The 16,718-nt window shown below is 58.3% G+C and carries 15 protein-coding genes and 1 pseudogene; 10 read left to right on the top strand and 6 right to left on the bottom strand.

All coding sequences use genetic code 11. From position 1 onward, the window contains the following. Nucleotides 1-71: 71 nt before the first annotated feature. The 4 genes and pseudogenes from AB4O05_RS23205 to AB4O05_RS23190 all read right to left on the bottom strand — a co-directional run. Nucleotides 72-989, bottom strand: a pseudogene (locus AB4O05_RS23205) (HAMP domain-containing protein); the annotation flags it as partial. Between the two features lie 181 nt (nt 990-1,170). Further along, nucleotides 1,171-2,280 carry an NAD(P)/FAD-dependent oxidoreductase gene (locus AB4O05_RS23200; RefSeq protein ID WP_460135110.1) on the bottom strand — a complete coding sequence of 370 codons (1,110 nt, stop codon included), beginning with the start codon at nt 2,278-2,280 and terminating at the stop codon, nt 1,171-1,173. Between the two features lie 20 nt (nt 2,281-2,300). Continuing rightward, on the bottom strand, nt 2,301-3,752 hold the full coding sequence (gene gabD, locus AB4O05_RS23195; protein WP_460135111.1) for an NADP-dependent succinate-semialdehyde dehydrogenase: 1,452 nt from the start codon (nt 3,750-3,752) through the stop codon (nt 2,301-2,303). A 43-nt stretch (nt 3,753-3,795) separates the two neighbouring features. Next, complete coding sequence (locus AB4O05_RS23190) at nt 3,796-4,533, bottom strand: SDR family NAD(P)-dependent oxidoreductase (RefSeq protein ID WP_460135112.1); 738 nt, start codon at nt 4,531-4,533, stop codon at nt 3,796-3,798. A 315-nt stretch (nt 4,534-4,848) separates the two neighbouring features. On the opposite strand from AB4O05_RS23190, the gene AB4O05_RS23185 reads away from it, so the two are divergent. Genes AB4O05_RS23185 through AB4O05_RS23160 form a run of 6 tightly spaced genes read left to right on the top strand, consistent with a single transcriptional unit; the run spans nt 4,849 to nt 10,919 of the window. Beyond that, a complete protein-coding gene (locus AB4O05_RS23185; RefSeq protein ID WP_460135113.1) occupies nt 4,849-5,940 on the top strand; it encodes an ABC transporter ATP-binding protein in 1,092 nt (363 codons plus the stop codon). Between the two features lie 38 nt (nt 5,941-5,978). Beyond that, the gene (locus AB4O05_RS23180) at nt 5,979-7,007 is read left to right on the top strand and encodes an ABC transporter substrate-binding protein (protein ID WP_460135114.1); all 1,029 of its coding nucleotides are present in this window, start codon (nt 5,979-5,981) and stop codon (nt 7,005-7,007) included. 59 nt (nt 7,008-7,066) lie between these two features. Beyond that, on the top strand, nt 7,067-8,329 hold the full coding sequence (locus AB4O05_RS23175; protein ID WP_460135115.1) for an ABC transporter permease: 1,263 nt from the start codon (nt 7,067-7,069) through the stop codon (nt 8,327-8,329). Nucleotides 8,330-8,355: 26 nt separating this feature from the next. After that, nucleotides 8,356-9,162, top strand: coding sequence for an ABC transporter permease (locus tag AB4O05_RS23170; RefSeq protein ID WP_460137507.1), 807 nt, complete (start codon nt 8,356-8,358; stop codon nt 9,160-9,162). A 43-nt stretch (nt 9,163-9,205) separates the two neighbouring features. Continuing rightward, on the top strand, nt 9,206-9,970 hold the full coding sequence (locus AB4O05_RS23165; protein WP_460135116.1) for an electron transfer flavoprotein subunit beta/FixA family protein: 765 nt from the start codon (nt 9,206-9,208) through the stop codon (nt 9,968-9,970). 16 nt (nt 9,971-9,986) lie between these two features. Further along, nucleotides 9,987-10,919: an electron transfer flavoprotein subunit alpha/FixB family protein gene (locus tag AB4O05_RS23160; protein ID WP_460135117.1), complete on the top strand. Its 933-nt coding sequence runs from the start codon at nt 9,987-9,989 to the stop codon at nt 10,917-10,919. A gap of 59 nt (nt 10,920-10,978) precedes the next feature. Here the strand turns inward: AB4O05_RS23160 and AB4O05_RS23155 are convergent, their stop codons facing one another. Beyond that, on the bottom strand, nt 10,979-12,349 hold the full coding sequence (locus AB4O05_RS23155) for an aspartate aminotransferase family protein (protein WP_460135118.1): 1,371 nt from the start codon (nt 12,347-12,349) through the stop codon (nt 10,979-10,981). Between the two features lie 160 nt (nt 12,350-12,509). Between AB4O05_RS23155 and AB4O05_RS23150 the strand changes: the two genes are divergently transcribed. Beyond that, on the top strand, nt 12,510-13,172 hold the full coding sequence (locus tag AB4O05_RS23150; protein WP_460135119.1) for a GntR family transcriptional regulator: 663 nt from the start codon (nt 12,510-12,512) through the stop codon (nt 13,170-13,172). Between the two features lie 154 nt (nt 13,173-13,326). On the opposite strand, the gene AB4O05_RS23145 is transcribed toward AB4O05_RS23150, so the two are convergent. Continuing rightward, nucleotides 13,327-14,355: an alpha/beta hydrolase gene (locus AB4O05_RS23145; protein WP_460137508.1), complete on the bottom strand. Its 1,029-nt coding sequence runs from the start codon at nt 14,353-14,355 to the stop codon at nt 13,327-13,329. 271 nt (nt 14,356-14,626) lie between these two features. Between AB4O05_RS23145 and AB4O05_RS23140 the strand changes: the two genes are divergently transcribed. The 3 genes from AB4O05_RS23140 to AB4O05_RS23130 all read left to right on the top strand — a co-directional run bounded on the left by AB4O05_RS23140 (nt 14,627) and on the right by AB4O05_RS23130 (nt 16,716). Further along, on the top strand, nt 14,627-15,508 hold the full coding sequence (locus AB4O05_RS23140) for a LysR family transcriptional regulator (RefSeq protein WP_460135120.1): 882 nt from the start codon (nt 14,627-14,629) through the stop codon (nt 15,506-15,508). 237 nt (nt 15,509-15,745) lie between these two features. Then, on the top strand, nt 15,746-16,105 hold the full coding sequence (locus tag AB4O05_RS23135; protein ID WP_460135121.1) for a response regulator: 360 nt from the start codon (nt 15,746-15,748) through the stop codon (nt 16,103-16,105). Beyond that, entirely contained in the window at nt 16,105-16,716 is a 612-nt protein-coding gene (locus tag AB4O05_RS23130) for a chemotaxis protein CheC (RefSeq protein WP_460135122.1), read from the top strand. The genes AB4O05_RS23135 and AB4O05_RS23130 overlap by 1 nt, the downstream gene beginning before the upstream one ends. Nucleotides 16,717-16,718: the final 2 nt, after the last annotated feature.

Genomic DNA, 16,718 nt, shown 5'->3' with positions numbered 1-16,718 from the left:
ACCTGTTCGACCATCTGGTTCAGATGTCGAGTGGTGGAGGCGACTTCGAGCATCGAACGATGGATTCGCTCGACAAAGGTATTGAACGACTGTGCGACGGTTCCGAATTCGTCCCGGCTCTGCGCGGACAGGCGCAAGGTCAGGTCGCCTTCACCCTCAGCGACCGTTTGCATCGCTTTGCCCAAGGTTCGCAGGGGTCTCATCAGGACGTGCATCAGGCTGCCGAGCAAACCAACGATGATGATGACGGTGATGAGCGTTGCGAATACGGCGGACCTGCGCAACTCGCCCAGGGCCGCATAGGCCTTGTCATGATCGATGGAGATGCCGATGTACCACTGCGCGCCCGACAGCCCGCGAATCGGTGTAAAGCCTATGATCTGTTCACGGCCGTCGAGCATGACGGTGTTGAAGGGGTGTTCCAACTGGGGCGGGTGGTCGCCATACACCTCAGCGAGGGTTTTCATCAGATGCTTGTGGTTTGGACTGACCAGAACCTTGCCCTGGGCGTTCACCATGAAGGCATAGCCCAGTCCATTGAGGTCCAGGCCGCCGATCATTTTGGTCAAGGCATCCAGGCTCAGGTCACCGCTGGCGACGCCAATCAGTTTGCCGTCGCTGTTCAGCGGCGTATTGATTGAAAGGACCAGTTGCTGGGTGGATTGGCTGACGTAGGGCTCGCTCAGGTTCAGCGTGTTACTCGTCGCCGTGTCTTTGTACCAGGGGCGGGTGCGTGGGTCGTATTGGTCGGGCAGGGCGGTCACCGGTTCCATGACCACGCTACCGTCGGCCAAACCGATAAAGTTCTGCAGAAATTCGCCGGCCAGTGCCTTTTGCGAGATCAACGCTTTGATATGTTCCGGGCGCGGATCCAGGGCGATGTTCTGGCTCAGGTTCTGAATCATCAGCAGGCGCCCTTCGAACCAGCTTTGCACATGGTTGGCGGTGCTTTGGCCGCTATCGCTCAAGCGCGCCTGCAGGGTGTTCATGATGTAGCGTTCTTGAAGCTGCACGCTGTAAGTCGAAAAGGCAGCGAATGCCAGCGTGACGACCGATACGGTGGCCAGCAGTATCTTGTGACTGAATTTCATCGGCAATGCTCATCTGTAATAGGGGGAGGGCGCGGCCTTGCCGACCTGACAAGGGAAACTCAGTTGTGCTTTGGCGGCGTCATTCAAGCTCGATCAACTGCCGTACATGACTGGCAATCGCCAGGCACGACGTCAGTCCCGGTGACTCGATGCCGAACAAATTGATCAGCCCCGGTACGCCATGCTCGCGCTGGCTGCTGATCACAAAATCGCAGGCCGGCTCGCCAGGCGCTGATATTTTCGGACGAATCCCGCTGTAGCCCGGTTGCAGGCTGTCATCCGGCAAATCGGGCCAGTAGCTGCGAATGGCCGAATAGAAACCGTCTGCACGTGCCGGATCGACCTGATAGTTCTCGGTTTCGACCCATTCGGTGTCCGGGCCGAAGCGCGCCTGGCCACCCAGATCGACCGTCATGTGCACACCGAGACCATCGGCCTCCGGGGCCGGATAGATCAAATGCGTGAAGGGCACCCGCTTTGAAACGCTGAAGTAACTGCCCTTGCACAAATATTCGCGTGGCGCCTTGTTTGGCGCCAGCCCCTCTATCGACCTGGCCAGTGCCGGCGCATGAAGCCCCGCCGAATTGATCAGCCTGCGACAGGAGAGCTGCATGGGCGACTCCCCACCGATGTCCAGTAAAAAACCGTCCGCTATGACTTGGGCGCCGATCAGTGGCGTGTGAAACGCGACACTGGTACCGGCCGCTTCTGCATCCCCTTGCAGCGCCAGCATCAGCGCGTGGGAATCGACGATGCCGGTGGACGGCGAGTACAACGCCGCGATGCACTCAAGCGCAGGTTCCAGCGCGGTGGCCTGCCCGCGATCAAGCAGGCGTAAATCATCCACACCGTTTTCAAGCCCGCGCTTGAGCAAAAATTCCAACTGCGCGACTTGCGCGTCAGTGTTGGCAACGATCAACTTTCCGGTTCTGCGCGTATCGACCCCATGGCTGAGGCAGTACGCGTAGAGGGCGTGTCGACCCTCGACGCAGAATCGGGCTTTCAGGCTGCCGGGCGGGTAATAGATCCCCGCGTGAATGACCTCGGAGTTACGCGAACTCGTGCCGATACCGATTGCCTCGCCAGCCTCCAGCACCAGCACGTCATTGCCGGCCCGGGCCATCTCGCGTGCCACGGCAAGCCCTACCACGCCCGCGCCTACTACGACGCAATCGATATCGACACTCACGTTACGACTCCTTCAAAGTCTCAGATGCCGCCCAGGCACATGTATTTGATTTCCAGATAATCATCAATGCCGTATTTGGAGCCTTCACGGCCCAGGCCGGATGCTTTCATACCGCCGAAAGGCGCGGTTTCAGTCGAGATAATCCCGGTGTTGATGCCGATGATCCCGTATTCGAGGGCTTCGGCCACGCGGAACACCCGGGACAGGTCGCGGGCGAAGAAATACGCCGCCAGGCCGAACTCGGTGTCATTGGCCTGCGCAACAACGTCCGCTTCGCTGGTGAAACGAAACAACGGCGCCAAGGGGCCAAAGGTTTCTTCGCGTGCAACCAGGGCTGTCTTGGGCACGTCCACCATGATGGTCGGTTCGAAGAAGTTGCCGCCCAGCGCATGGGGTTTGCCGCCCTGGATCACGCGAGCACCCTTGGTGATTGCATCCGCAATGTGCTCCTGAACCTTCTGCACGGCTTTTTCATCGATCAGCGGGCCGGTCGTGGTGCCCTCGTCCAGGCCATTGCCCAGGCGCAGCTTGGCGACGGCGGCCTGCAGTTTTTCGGCGAATGCATCGTAAACGCTGTCGTGGATATACAGGCGGTTGGCGCACACGCAGGTTTGCCCGGCGTTGCGGTATTTGGAGGACATGGCGCCTTCGACTGCAGCATCGAGGTCGGCGTCTTCAAACACAATGAACGGCGAGTTGCCGCCCAGTTCAAGCGAGACCTTCTTGATGTCTTGTGCACACTCGGCCATCAATTGACGACCGATTTCCGTTGAGCCGGTGAACGACAATTTACGGATGATCGGGTTGCTGGTCAGTTCTGCGCCGATTTGTGCGGCGGAGCCGGTCACGACGCTGAGCACGCCGTCAGGAATGCCTGCGCGGGAGGCCAGTTCTGCCAATGCCAATGCGCAGAAGGGCGTCTGGCTCGCGGGCTTGATTACCATGGTGCAGCCGGCGGCCAACGCCGGGCCTGCTTTGCGCGTGATCATGGCGCATGGAAAATTCCACGGCGTAATCGCAGCGGTCACGCCGATAGGCTGTTTGATCACCAGCAGGCGTTTGTCCGGTTGGTGGCCTGGAATAATGTCGCCATAGACGCGCTTGCCTTCCTCGGCAAACCATTCGATGAACGACGCGGCGTAGGCGATTTCGCCTTTGGCTTCGGCCAGGGGTTTGCCTTGCTCCAGCGTCATCAGGCAGGCCAGGTCGTCCTGGTTGGCGATGATCAGGTCGAACCAGCGGCGCAGTACGGTGGCGCGATCCTTGGCGGTGCGTGCGCGCCAGGCCGGCAGTGCCTGTTCGGCGGCTTCGATGGCGCGACGTGTTTCGGCGGCGCCCATTTTCGGTACGTGGCCAAGTATTTCGCCCGTCGCCGGATTATTCACGGCCAGGCGTTGTTCGTTGTCGGCATCGCTCCAGGCACCGGCTATATACGCTTGTTGGCGGAACAGACTGTTATCACGCAATTTCATAAAAAGCTCCGGTTGAACACATCACGAAAAGAGGGGTAACCGGTCAGACGTGCTGACCACCATTGACCTGGATCTCGGAACCATTGATATAGGAGGCGCCCGAGGTGCACAGGAAATGAATCAGGGACGCGACTTCTTCCGGCTTGCCGAGCCGGCGCATCGGAATGTCGCGCTCGACGATGTCCTGGGTGCCGGGGGAGAGAATTGAGGTGTCGATTTCCCCTGGCGCGATAGCGTTTACCCGAATGCCATGGCGTCCGTAGTCGTAGGCCATTTCACGGGTCAGGGCGGACAAGGCGGCTTTTGAGGTTGCATAGGCGACCCCGGCAAATGGGTGAACCCTGGAACCGGCAATGGAGGTCACGTTGATGATGGTGCCCTGGGCCGCTTTCAATTCCTCGAACAGGCCCCTGGCAAGCAGGGCAGTGGAGAACAGGTTGACGTTGAACACTTGCAACCAGGTTGCGTAATCGGTTTCCAGCACGCCGAGTCGGCCGCCTTTAGGGCCTTTGGGGCTCATGCCGGCGTTATCGACCAGCGCGTGCAGCTTGCCGTCGCCGAGCTTTTCTTTGATCAGGTCAATGCTCGCTTCAATACTGCCGATGTCTTCGAGATCCAGATGGATGTGGTTCTCCTGGCCATCGGCCCAGGGACACTCGGCCGCCCAACTTTGGCGCGAGGCAGTGAAAACGCGCCAGCCGGCCGCATTGAAATATTTAACCGTTGCATGCCCGATGCCTCTGCTCGCACCTGTCAGCAGGAGGGTTTTCTTCTCACTCATGGTGATCCTCAATCGATTCGGCTATTTGATGTTTGATGCATCATGTTTTACTTGTTCGGTACTGTCAACTGCTCCTTTGTACGCTGGCAATCGCGCTTAAGCAGTGCGCTGGCGCATTCGGCGCACTGCATGAGTGCCCCCCGAATTCCTGCGTTTCTCATTTTCCTCATCGCTGAACAGCATCACCGAAGCTGGCACATATTATGCTTTTGTTGTGAAGTATAAAATATGATGCATCATAATTTGAGGTGTGCTTAAAATGGCGACAAGTGATCTGACGCTACTTTTCCAAAACAATAAGACGCAGGTGCAGCCATGAGCAGTGTCCCCCCTTATGTACGCTTTCGAGGTGTACAGAAGAGCTATGACGGCGAACAGTTGGTAGTCAAGAAGCTTGACCTCGATATCCAGCGCGGTGAGTTCCTGACCTTGCTCGGGCCTTCGGGCTCTGGAAAAACCACCACCCTGATGATGCTGGCAGGCTTCGAAACACCGACCCAAGGTGAAATCCTGCTCGATGGCAAGCCGTTACATACGGTTGCGCCCCATCAGCGCGGGATCGGCATGGTGTTCCAAAACTACGCACTGTTTCCTCACATGACGGTCGCGGGGAACCTGGCCTTTCCGCTGAAAGTCCGGCGAATGAGTGCCGTCGATATCGAATTGAAGGTCAAGCGGGCCTTGGACATGGTGCAACTCGGCCACCTGTCGCAACGCTATCCCGCGCAACTGTCAGGTGGGCAGCAGCAACGTATCGCGCTGGCGCGTGCGTTGGTGTTCGAGCCCAGTCTGGTGCTGATGGATGAGCCGCTGGGCGCGCTGGATAAACAGCTGCGTGAACAGATGCAACTCGAAATCCGTCGCTTGCATCGCCAGTTGGGTTTGACCGTCGTATTCGTCACCCATGACCAGGCGGAAGCGCTGACCCTGTCGGACCGCGTCGCGGTGTTCAACGACGGGGTGATCCAGCAGATCGACACCCCCAAGGCGCTGTATGAACACCCTTGCAACTCGTTCGTCGCGCATTTCATCGGTGAAAACAACGCCTTGCCGGGCACCGTGGTTTCGGTTTCCGGCGCTGAGTGTCGCGTGCGCCTGGCGGACGGTTCCGAGGTGGGCGCGCGCGCCACTACCGCGTTAAGTGCCGGTGAGTCGACTTCCTTGTCCATTCGCCCGGAACGCATTGCGCTGAACGCTCCTTGCGCCAACAACCTGTCGGGACGTATCGAAGAATTGATCTACCTGGGCGATCACGTGCGGGTGCGGCTCAACGTCGCCGGGCATGAGGCGTTCACCGCAAAAGTGCCGATCGCGGACATGCATGACGACTGGCTGGCCGGCCACACCGTACCGGTCAGTTGGTTCAGTCACGACGCCAGTGCGCTCGATCCATTGGTTCACCAATAAAAAAAGCGTTGTTAAAAACACTGCTAAGGAGCGTTGCCATGTTCAAGAAAATTGCGGTATTGGCGTTGATGGCCGGAGCGGCAGGCCAGGTTCAAGCCCAGCAACTGACGGTCGTATCATTCGGCGGGCTGAATAAGCAGGCCCAGGAAAAAGCGTTTTACCAACCCTTCGCCAAGGCGAACAACGTCGACATTGAAGCGGGTGAGTTCAACGGCGAAATGGCCAAGATCAAGGCCATGGTCGAGACCGGCCAGGTCGGCTGGGATGTGGTCGAGGTGGAAAGCCCGGAACTGGTACGAGGTTGCAGTGAGGGGCTGTTCGAACCCCTGGACTGGTCAAAGTTGGGCGACAAGAAACAGATGATCGACTCTGCCGCCAGCGAATGTGGCGCGGGCATTTTTATCTGGTCGACCGTGCTGGCCTACGATTCGAAAAAACTCGCGAAGGCACCTGCCGGGTGGGCGGACTTCTGGGATGTGAAGACCTATCCGGGCAAACGTGCACTGCGTAAAAGTGCGAAGTTCACCCTGGAAATCGCCTTGCTCGCTGACGGCGTTTCACAAGGTCAGCTCTACACCGTGTTGGCCACGCCCGAAGGCGTCGACCGTGCCTTCAAGAAGCTCGATGAGCTCAAGTCGAATATTCAGTGGTGGGAGGCCGGCGCTCAGCCCATGCAATGGCTGGTGTCCGGTGATGTGGTCATGACATCGGCCTATAACGGACGGGTTACGGCGGCTCAGAAAGAAGGTCACCCGTTCTCGATCGTGTGGAACGGCAGTCTCTACGACATGGACAGCTGGGCAATCGTCAAAGGTTCGAAGAACAAGGCGTTGGCCGAGAAATACATCGCTTTCGCCAACCGCCCCGAGAACCAGAAAGTGTTCGCCGAAACCATCCCCTACGGTCCGACCAACACCTTGGCGATCGCGCAGATCGACCCCAAGGTGCGCGGTGACCTGCCCACCGCGCCTGCCAACTTGAAAGGCGCGCGCGGCGTGGATACCGATTTCTGGATCGAACACGGTGAAGAACTGGAGCAACGCTTCAACGCTTGGGCAGCGCAGTAACCTGTCATCACCGGCTTCACGTAGGTGAAGCCGGTTCCGTCTTATATCTGGAGACCAGCATGTCAGAAGTCAGCCTGACGGCTATCGATCATTCCACCGATAAGAGTGCTTCGCTCAAGCAGCGATTGTTTCGTGCCGAGCGCTCTTACCGCAGGCGATCCATGCTGTTGATCGCGCCGCTGTTGATATTTCTATTGATCAGCTTCGTGTTCCCGATCGGCAACATACTGTGGAAGAGCCTCGACAACCCTGAAGTTGTCAGGGCATTACCCACCACGCTACTGGCGTTGAGAGACTGGGACGGCGAGAGTCGGCCGAATGAGAAGGTCTACGTGGCGCTGGTCAAGGACCTGAAAACCGCCAAGGACGAGGGGCAGATCCCATCGCTGCTCAAACGCCTGGGGTATGAAGATGGGCGCTATCGAACGCTGCTCACAATGGCGTTGCGCAAGTTGCCGGATGACGGCGTCGAGTCCACCAGTCGAGCGCTGATCGCTCAGTCGACACTGTGGGCGGAGCCGAGCACCTGGCGCAGCATTCAACGCGCTGGGCGCACCCTGACAGCCTATTACGTGCTGGCCGCCTTCGATCATCAGGTCGATGCCCAGAGCGGCGATATCGTCGAGCTGCCCAAGGGGCAGGCGCTGTATCTGTCGGTGCTGATGCGCACGTTGTGGATGGCCTTTGTGGTCACACTGCTGTGCGTGCTGTTCGGCTACCCGGTGGCCTACTGGCTGGCCAAGCAACCGAGCAGCCGCGCGAACCTGTTGCTGATCATGGTGTTGTTGCCGTTCTGGACCTCGTTGCTGGTACGCACCGCGGGCTGGATCGTGCTGCTGCAGAACGGCGGGTTGATCAACCATTCGCTGATCGCACTGGGGCTGATCGATCAGCCACTGCAACTGGTGTTTAACAGGGTAGGGGTGTACATCTCCATGACCCACATATTGCTGCCCTTTGTCATTCTGCCGCTGTATGCGGTGATGAAAGGTATTTCTCCCAACTATGTGCGTGCGGCGGTTTCGCTCGGTGCGCATCCTTTCCGGGCGTTCTGGTCGGCGTACGTGCCGCAGACATTTGCCGGCGTCACCGCCGGCGCGCTGTTGGTGTTCATCATGGCGATCGGGTACTACATCACTCCCGCGTTGCTGGGCGGGCCGGGTGATCAGATGCTCAGTTATTTCGTCGCGTTCTACACCAACACCACCATCAACTGGGGGATGGCCGCTGCGCTGGGCAGCCAGTTGCTGATCATCGTCCTGCTGCTGTATTGGGTGTATTCGCGCGTCACCCGTCCAGCCAATCCCGCCCAGCGTGCATGAGGTGTCTGATGAATCATCACTCCACAATGGTCGAGCGTCTCTGGGCGCCGATCTTCAGCGTGTTCAGCGTCGGCATGCTGATCTTCCTGGTGGTGCCGATCCTGGTGATCGTGCCGCTGTCGTTCAATGACGGGTCGTTTCTCAGCTACCCGTTAAGCGGTTTTTCATTGCGCTGGTATCAAGAGTTTCTCGGTTCCCAGGAATGGATGCGGGCACTGCGCAACAGCTTGATCATCGCCCCCGCCGCCACGTTGCTGGCGACTGCGCTGGGGACCCTGGCAGCGGTGGGGCTGGCCCGCGGTGAATTTCGCGGTAAGGGGCTGGTGATGGCGGTACTGATTTCACCCATGATTGCGCCTCTGGTGATCATTGCCGTGTCGATGTATTTCTTTTTCGCCCAGTTGAACCTGCTCAACAGCTACCTGGGCCTGGTGCTGGCGCATGCGGCGTTGGGGGTGCCCTTTGTGGTGATCACCGTGGCGGCGACCTTGCAGGGCTATGACCGCAATTTTTCCCGAGCAGCGGCCAGTCTGGGGGCGACTCCATGGTTCGCGTTTCGCAAGGTGATGCTGCCTTTGATTGCGCCCGGCGTGATCAGCGGTGCCTTGTTTGCGTTTGCCACGTCCTTCGATGAGGTGGTGGTGACCCTGTTTCTGGCCAGCCCCGCGCAGCGCACCTTGCCGATGCAGATGTTTGGCGGCATTCGCGAGAACCTGAATCCGACTATCGCTGCCGCGGCAACCCTGATGATCGGCGCTTCCGCCGTGCTTTTACTGTTGATGGAGTGGTTGCGCCGACGCAATGAAACGCTGCGTGGCGCGAGTCCTGTCTGATCCGTTATTCCGACCCCCTGTGTTGTGATCACTGAGGTAATTGATGAAGGTCCTAGTCTCTATAAAGCGAGTGATCGACTATAACGTCAAGGTTCGCGTCAAGGCGGACAATTCCGGCGTCGACCTTGCTAACGTCAAGATGTCGATGAACCCATTCTGTGAAATCGCCGTGGAAGAGGCTGTGCGCCTGAAAGAACTCTCTATAAAAGAAGGGCGCGTAGCGACTGAAATCGTGGTGGTGTCCATCGGCCCGACCACGGCTCAAGAGCAGTTGCGTACCGCCCTGGCACTGGGCGCCGACCGCGCGATCCTGGTCGAGTCCGCTGAAGAGCTGACCTCCCTGGCCGTGGCCAAGCTGCTCAAGGCTGTTGTCGACAAGGAACAGCCTCAGTTGGTGATCCTCGGCAAACAAGCCATCGACAGCGACAACAACCAGACTGGCCAGATGCTGGCTGCGCTGACCGGTTACGGCCAGGGTACCTTCGCTTCCAAAGTGGAAGTGAGCGGCGACACGGTTGCCGTGACCCGCGAAATCGACGGCGGCGCGCAGACGGTTTCGCTGAAACTGCCGGCCATCGTCACCACTGACCTGCGTTTGAACGAGCCGCGCTATGCGTCGCTGCCAAACATCATGAAAGCCAAGAAGAAGCCTCTCGAAGTGCTGACTCCGGATGCTTTGGGCGTTTCCACCGCCTCCACCAACAAGACCGTCAAAGTCGAAGCGCCGGCTGCACGCAGCGCAGGCATCAAGGTCAAGTCGGTGGCTGAACTGGTCGAGAAACTGAAAAACGAAGCGAAGGTGCTTTGAATTGGAGAGCCTGATCATGACTATCCTCGTAATCGCCGAACACGACAACAAAGTGCTGGCTCCGGCCACGCTGAACACCGTGGCTGCTGCCGCCAAAATCGGTGGTGACATCCACGTACTGGTCGCCGGTCAGGGCGCTGGCGCCGTGGCTGAAGCCGCCGCGAAAATCGCGGGCGTGAGCAAAGTCCTCAACGCTGACAATGCGGCTTACGCGCATCAGCTGCCGGAAAACGTGGCCCCTCTGGTTGCAGAGCTGGGCGCCGGCTACAGCCACATCCTGGCTGCCGCCACCTCCAACGGCAAAAACATCCTGCCACGCGTTGCCGCGCAACTGGACGTTGACCAGATATCCGAGATCATCTCGGTTGAAAGCGCCGACACCTTCAAGCGCCCGATCTATGCCGGTAACGCCATCGCGACCGTACAGTCCAATGCTTCGGTAAAAGTCATCACCGTGCGCGCCACCGGTTTCGACCCGGTTGCCGCCGACGGTGGTTCGGCTGCCGTTGAAGCCGTTTCCGCTGCCCACGACGCCGGCACTTCCAGCTTCGTTAGCGAAGAGCTGGCCAAGTCGGATCGTCCTGAGCTGACCGCTGCCAAGATCGTCGTTTCCGGCGGTCGTGGCATGCAGAACGGCGACAACTTCAAGCATCTGTACGCCCTGGCCGACAAGCTCGGCGCTGCCGTCGGCGCTTCCCGCGCGGCGGTCGACGCAGGTTTCGTACCCAACGACATGCAGGTCGGCCAGACCGGCAAGATCGTCGCGCCACAGCTGTACATCGCCGTCGGTATCTCCGGCGCAATCCAGCACCTGGCCGGTATGAAAGACTCCAAAGTGATCGTTGCGATCAACAAGGACGAAGAAGCACCGATCTTCCAGGTGGCCGATTACGGCCTGGTGGCGGACTTGTTCGAGGCGGTGCCGGCGTTGCTGACCGAGTTAAACTGATCTCATTGAGCTAAAACAAAAAGGCCTGGTTCACACCAGGCCTTTTTTATGACGCTCACTTAGCCATTGACCCACTTGCTGGTGTCGTCCAGTGCCATGCCGAACCGGTCGACAATTGCCCGGACTTGCGCTTCATTGATGATCAGCGGCGGGCAGAAAGCGATGGCATCGCCCATGTTACGGGTGATCATGCCGTGCGCCTGGGCACGACCCGCGAGATAGCGGCCCAGGTTGCCTGGAGCGTCCAGAGGGGCTTTGGTGGCGCGATCCGCGACCAGTTCGACCGCCGCGATCAGGCCGGCTCCACGCACTTCACCGACCAGAGGGTGGTCACTGAAGGTCTGCAACTCGCGACGCAGCAGTTCGCCCATGCTGGCAGCGTGCTCCACCAGGTTTTCTTCGTCGATGATTTTCAGGTTTTCCAAGGCCACCGCTGCCGCCACCGGGTGGCCGCCGCCGGTAAAGCCATGGCCCAGCGCGCCGAAAGACTTGGTCTGGTCAGCAATGCCCTGGTACACCCGCTCATTGAGCAAGATGGCGGAAATAGGCTGGTAGGACGACGACAGTTGCTTGGACAGAATCATGATGTCCGGTTCGATGCCGAAGGTCTGGCTGCCGAACATCTTACCGGTACGCCCGAAGCCACAGATTACCTCGTCCGCGACGATCAGGATGTCGTGCTTGCGGCATACGCGCTGGATTTTTTCCCAGTAGGTACGTGGCGGCACGATCACGCCACCGGCACCCATCAAGGGTTCGCCGACGAAGGCTGCGATGGTGTCCGCGCCTTCTTTCACGATCAGTGCGTCGAGCTCCGCCGCCAGGCGATCGGCAAACTGCTCCTCGCTCTCGTGGGGCAGCGCATGACGGTAGTGGTGCGGGCAGCCGGTGTGCAGAAAGCCCGGCAGCGGTGCGTCGAAACCACGCTGGTTGGCCGGCAGGCCGGTGAGGCTGGCGGCGGCCAATGTAATGCCATGATAACCGCCAATGCGGCTGATGAATTTTTTGCGCGCAGGTTTGCCCTGGGCGTTGTTGAGGTACCAGACCAGCTTGATCACAGTGTCGTTGGCTTCGGAGCCCGAGTTGGTGAAGAACACCTTGCTCATGGGCACCGGCGCCATGTTGATCAGCTTCTCCGCCAGTTCGATGCTGGGGGCGTGCGCCTTGTGACCAAACAGGTGATAGAAGGGCAAGGTCGACATTTGCTTTTCAGCTGCGGCCACCAGCCGCTTATTGCTGAAACCCAGTGCCGCGCTCCACAGGCCGGCCATGGCTTCGATGTAACGCTTGCCGTTTTCGTCGATCACATACACCCCGTCCCCTCGCTCGATCACCAAAGGCCCCTGTTCCTCGTGAGCCCGGGCGTTGGTGTAAGGGTGCAGTTGGTGACGCATGTCTTTATCGGCTAGGGAGGAACGTGTTGTGCTCATGATGATCTCGCTATTGGGTTGGGACTGCCAACTGAAGCATAATGCATGATGCATCATGTTGTGTAGCTGGTTTTTTCTTTATAAAACCGCGATGATGCAATTCGTTGCTGACGGGGAGGTCTTTCCCGCCAACTAGAGCCTCCTTCTATTCGGATCTGAAATGAGCTATCCAATCGGCGAAATAAAACACGCGTATCTCGGCACCAGCGTTTATTCATCGCTACGGGAAGCGTTGGTCACGGGAAAGCTCAAGCCCGATGACAAACTCCGTATCCGTGACCTGGCCATGCAACTGGGCACCAGCGTCACCCCGGTGCGCGATGCGATTCTTCAGTTGGCCAAAGAGCAGGCCCTGGTCATGAAGACGCCCAAGGACATCCGTGTTCCTATCTTGACGAGCCAACAATATTTGGAGATTCGCGCGGTACGCCTGGCGCTTGAGGGGTTGGCCGCAGAGACGGCGGCGACGATGGCCACTGACGAGGATTTGGAGCGTATCGAGGCCAACATCAAGGCGAACGTTGATGCGATTCATCGTGAAGACATGACCGAAGCGCTGAAGCTTAACCAGACATTTCACTTCTTTTTTGCTGACATCGCTCAGATGCCGCTATTGCGCGGCTTTCTGGACAGCTTATGGATGCGTACAGGCCCACTTCTTGCGTTGGCTTACGACCATTTTTCAGAACAAATGGCAATCGAGCATCACTGGGAAGTCCTGGGGGCATTGAGAGATCGTGACGGTGCTGCAGCCAGGCGAGCGATTTGTACCGATATTCTCGATGGCAATAACATGATGCTGGAATTTATCAAGACTCAATAGCGCCGCAGAGGCCGATCGGAGCTTGCAGGGCACCAGGGGAACTGCACGACATTAGCGGCCTGTCTCGCTGGCTGTTCAACGATTGACCACACCGCTTACGAAGCCGCGCGTAAGAATGGATGCCTACGAACGCGTAAATAAAGACCACTGGCGGTTACGCCAGGGCATCGAGCTTTTTACTTTGAAGCCAGTTATCAATGGCAACAACGAGTTCTGACTTGCACTCCACTGGCAGCCAATGCGCGCCTGGCAGGCTCGTTATGGTGAGGTCTGCACAAGCCGCCCGCATCGGGTCGCCCAACCGATTGCCCTTGATGCTGTTCATCTGGTCGTAGTCGCCGTTCACAAACAGTATTGGCAATGACAACCTGCCGCCATTCGGCGCGCGACGAGCATAGGCGATGTTGGCGTCATCGTTCAGATACCAGGCGCAGGGACTGCGAAAGCCTCGCGCCTCGAATGCCTGCACCAGTACGGAGAAGTCCGCCACTGGCCAGAGCGCCGGATCAGGCTGGGTAGGCGGGGCACGATGACGGGCGCCGAACCGTCCCCCTTTGCGTGTCACTTCGGCATTCGACGCGACCTTGCCAATACTCTCCGGGTCTGCTCGTCGATAAATCGAAGCGAGCGATGCCGCTTTGTCCGCGTCCAGATCCGCGACGGCTGATGCGAAGTGCGTATTGTAGTAGCGGTAATAGTCCCATTGACCATCAGGAAACCGGCTGGCCGGATAGATCGTACGGTCGACCAGTGGGACCAGCGTCGATAAAGCGTTCGTGTTGGGGAAATACGGCACGGAGATCAGCACCACGCCGCGACTGCGCTGTGGTTCGTGCGCCGCCAATTCACCGGCCACAACACTGCCCCAGTCGTGGCCAACCCAGATGGCGGGCTTGCCGCCGAGATGGTCATGAAGTTCGGTCATGTCCATCACGATTTTTTCCATCGTGTATTCACGGGTCGATTCTGGAGCGGCAGAACTGCCATAGCCGCGCATATCCGGCGCAACGCAATGCCAGCCTTTGGCGGCGAACGCTTGCATCTGCGCGCGCCAGACCAAGCTAAGCTCCGGCCAGCCGTGCAGGAACATCATCAGTGGCCCGTCGGCTGGCCCGGACTCCACATAATGCGTCGTATGGCGAGGGGTGCTGAAAATGCGCGAGGTCAGCGTGGATGTGGACAAGAGCGCTCCCCATGTTTTGCCGCCGGACATCAGCACAGCGGCTGCGCCCATATGGATAAGTAGAGACCGCCGACTGAGCGATAGCGCTGTCGACGTGGCCTCCAGCGAGCTGGCGATAAGGTCATTGCCCATTTTTAATGCCTTAGTTCGGTGTGATAAGGCATCTTATAGTGAGCGAGTCATCGCCATTAGCCCCATAATCGAGCATGAGGCTTGAAGTAAAACTTAAAGGTCTGACATGCGACAGAAGGACAGTACCGATGGTGTGGCCATGTTCGTGGCCGTTGCAGAGGCCGGCAGCTTTTCCGAGGCTGCGAGGCAGCTGGGCATTTCGCCATCCGCCGTTAGCCAAGCGATCAGCGCACTTGAAGAGCGGATAGGTACGTCGCTTTTCCGCCGCTCTACCCGAAGCCTGAGCCTGACAGACGTTGGGAACGACTATCTGCTTGCGGCGGGCCCCGCTCTGTCGCAGTTGCGGCAAGCCGCGGAGGAGGTCTCGGGGCGGGCAGGGCGACCAACCGGCCCTTTGCGGCTCACGATGCCACGCGCGCCGTTTGAATTGTTCATCGCGCCAGCGTTGAAGGCGTTTCAGAATAGCTACCCCGATATTGAACTCGAAATTGCCGTTGAGGCGCGGCTCATCGACATCGTTAAACAAGGCTATGACGCGGGTTTACGCTACGGCAGTTGCATTGATAAGGATATGGTGGCGGTGCCCATTGCGCCTAGGTCGCAAGCCGTGCTCGTCTCATCCTCTGCTTATCTTCGCGACCAAGTGATACCGAAGCATCCCGACGATCTGCTCGATCACCGCGCGATCATGTGTCGCAGTCAGATCGATGGCTTGATCATCCCCTGGACGTTGGAATCTGCGGGCGAAGTGGTACAAATCGTCCCGCCGACATGCATGGTTGTTCACGATCTGGCATCGCAAATCGAGCTGACGCTGCGGGGACTGGGGATTGTTAGCGCACCTGCCGCGTATGTGTCTGGCCTTCTCGAATCAGGAAGGTTGTCACGGGTGCTTCCCTCATGGTCTTGTCCCCTGGAGGCTGTGTACCTCTACTTCCCAAGTCGTCGCCACCAATCGGCAGCATTGCGGGCGTTCGTAGCTTTTTTAAAGACTGCGGATTTTGGCGATGCTTCCAGATAAAGACGGCCTTTATGTGGAATGGGCAAAAGATTGCTGCGCCGGCACCCTTTCAATCGCATTCATATTGACGTGAGTAGGGCAATTCCTACGGGTTTCGCAAATCCTTAACGCAATATCAGGATTTCCTGATGGCTCTTTGCCATATTGCGAACTAGAGTGATTAAAAGACTTAAAGAAATACTAGCTTCTCCGCTTCGAATGAAGCCGCGGAACACATTCATAAATGTGGAGTTCATCATGAAAGTTTTAATCGCCGATGACTCATCCATGTCCCGTAAGATGGTCTTGCGTGCCCTGCCAGAATCATTGACCGAGGAGGTTCGCCAGGCCTGTAACGGTGCCGAGGTGATGGAGGCCTATCACGCCGGTTTGGTGGACCTGCTTTTTCTCGACCTGACCATGCCGGTCATGGATGGCTTCCAGACGCTCGAGGCGCTCAAGCAGGAAGATGCCAATGTGGTAGTGGTGGTCATCAGCGCAGACATCCAACCTCTGGCCAGGCAACGAGTATTCGATCTGGGCGCTGCAGCATTCGTAGCCAAGCCGATTACGGCTGAAGCTTTGCTCAATGCTTTGCACCTCATAGGAGTGCTCTGATGGAAACCTTGGCCGCGCTCACCGAAGACCAACGTGATGCCCTGCAGGAGCTGATGAATATCGCCATGGGACAAGCGGCCGAGAGACTGGCCCTGCTGACCAACACCATGGTGACGCTTTCGGTTCCCTTTATTCACCCGCTGATCCGGGAACAGAATAACCTGTCGATTCCGGCCCATCTTCGCCAAAGCTTCATGATCGTCACCCGCCAGTCTTTTCTGGGGGAATTACGCGGAGAAGTGTTCGTTGGCTTTGGCTCAATGGGGGCCGATAAGCTCGCCGAACTGCTGGGCTATAACGACGGCGACCCCGCGCAGCAGGAAGAACTGATGCTGGATGTCACCAACATCCTTTCCGGCGCCTGCATCAGCGGTCTGGCCAAGCAGGTGGCGATACAAGTGAGCTATGACGCGCCGTCGATTCTGGTCCACAGAGAAGAGTCCGCGAACGCACTGGATGAGTTGAACCTGAACGAACACCTTGCGATGGTGTTGGAAATCCGTTTCGAGGTTCAGGCTCATCAGTTCTCCTGCGACTTGTTGATCTGCATCACTGAACGTACAGCAGGCGTTGTCGTTCGGGCCATCGATCGTTTGCTGGACGAGCTTTGAAG

Source organism: Pseudomonas sp. S1_G07 (assembly GCF_054668565.1).
Note: the sequence above shows the minus strand (reverse complement) of the source record. Positions and strands in the feature narration are given on the sequence as shown.

Excerpts from the sequence above, each read along its gene's own strand:
- AB4O05_RS23135 (WP_460135121.1), top strand. The coding sequence starts at position 15,746 with ATGAAAGTTTTAATCGCCGATGACTCATCCATGTCCCGTAAGATGGTC.
- AB4O05_RS23180 (WP_460135114.1), top strand. The coding sequence starts at position 5,979 with ATGTTCAAGAAAATTGCGGTATTGGCGTTGATGGCCGGAGCGGCAGGC.
- AB4O05_RS23155 (WP_460135118.1), bottom strand. The coding sequence starts at position 12,349 with ATGAGCACAACACGTTCCTCCCTAGCCGATAAAGACATGCGTCACCAA.
- AB4O05_RS23185 (WP_460135113.1), top strand. The coding sequence starts at position 4,849 with ATGAGCAGTGTCCCCCCTTATGTACGCTTTCGAGGTGTACAGAAGAGC.
- AB4O05_RS23165 (WP_460135116.1), top strand. The coding sequence starts at position 9,206 with ATGAAGGTCCTAGTCTCTATAAAGCGAGTGATCGACTATAACGTCAAG.
- gabD (WP_460135111.1), bottom strand. The coding sequence starts at position 3,752 with ATGAAATTGCGTGATAACAGTCTGTTCCGCCAACAAGCGTATATAGCC.
- AB4O05_RS23175 (WP_460135115.1), top strand. The coding sequence starts at position 7,067 with ATGTCAGAAGTCAGCCTGACGGCTATCGATCATTCCACCGATAAGAGT.
- AB4O05_RS23140 (WP_460135120.1), top strand. The coding sequence starts at position 14,627 with ATGTTCGTGGCCGTTGCAGAGGCCGGCAGCTTTTCCGAGGCTGCGAGG.
- AB4O05_RS23190 (WP_460135112.1), bottom strand. The coding sequence starts at position 4,533 with ATGAGTGAGAAGAAAACCCTCCTGCTGACAGGTGCGAGCAGAGGCATC.
- AB4O05_RS23130 (WP_460135122.1), top strand. The coding sequence starts at position 16,105 with ATGGAAACCTTGGCCGCGCTCACCGAAGACCAACGTGATGCCCTGCAG.
- AB4O05_RS23170 (WP_460137507.1), top strand. The coding sequence starts at position 8,356 with ATGGTCGAGCGTCTCTGGGCGCCGATCTTCAGCGTGTTCAGCGTCGGC.
- AB4O05_RS23160 (WP_460135117.1), top strand. The coding sequence starts at position 9,987 with ATGACTATCCTCGTAATCGCCGAACACGACAACAAAGTGCTGGCTCCG.
- AB4O05_RS23150 (WP_460135119.1), top strand. The coding sequence starts at position 12,510 with ATGAGCTATCCAATCGGCGAAATAAAACACGCGTATCTCGGCACCAGC.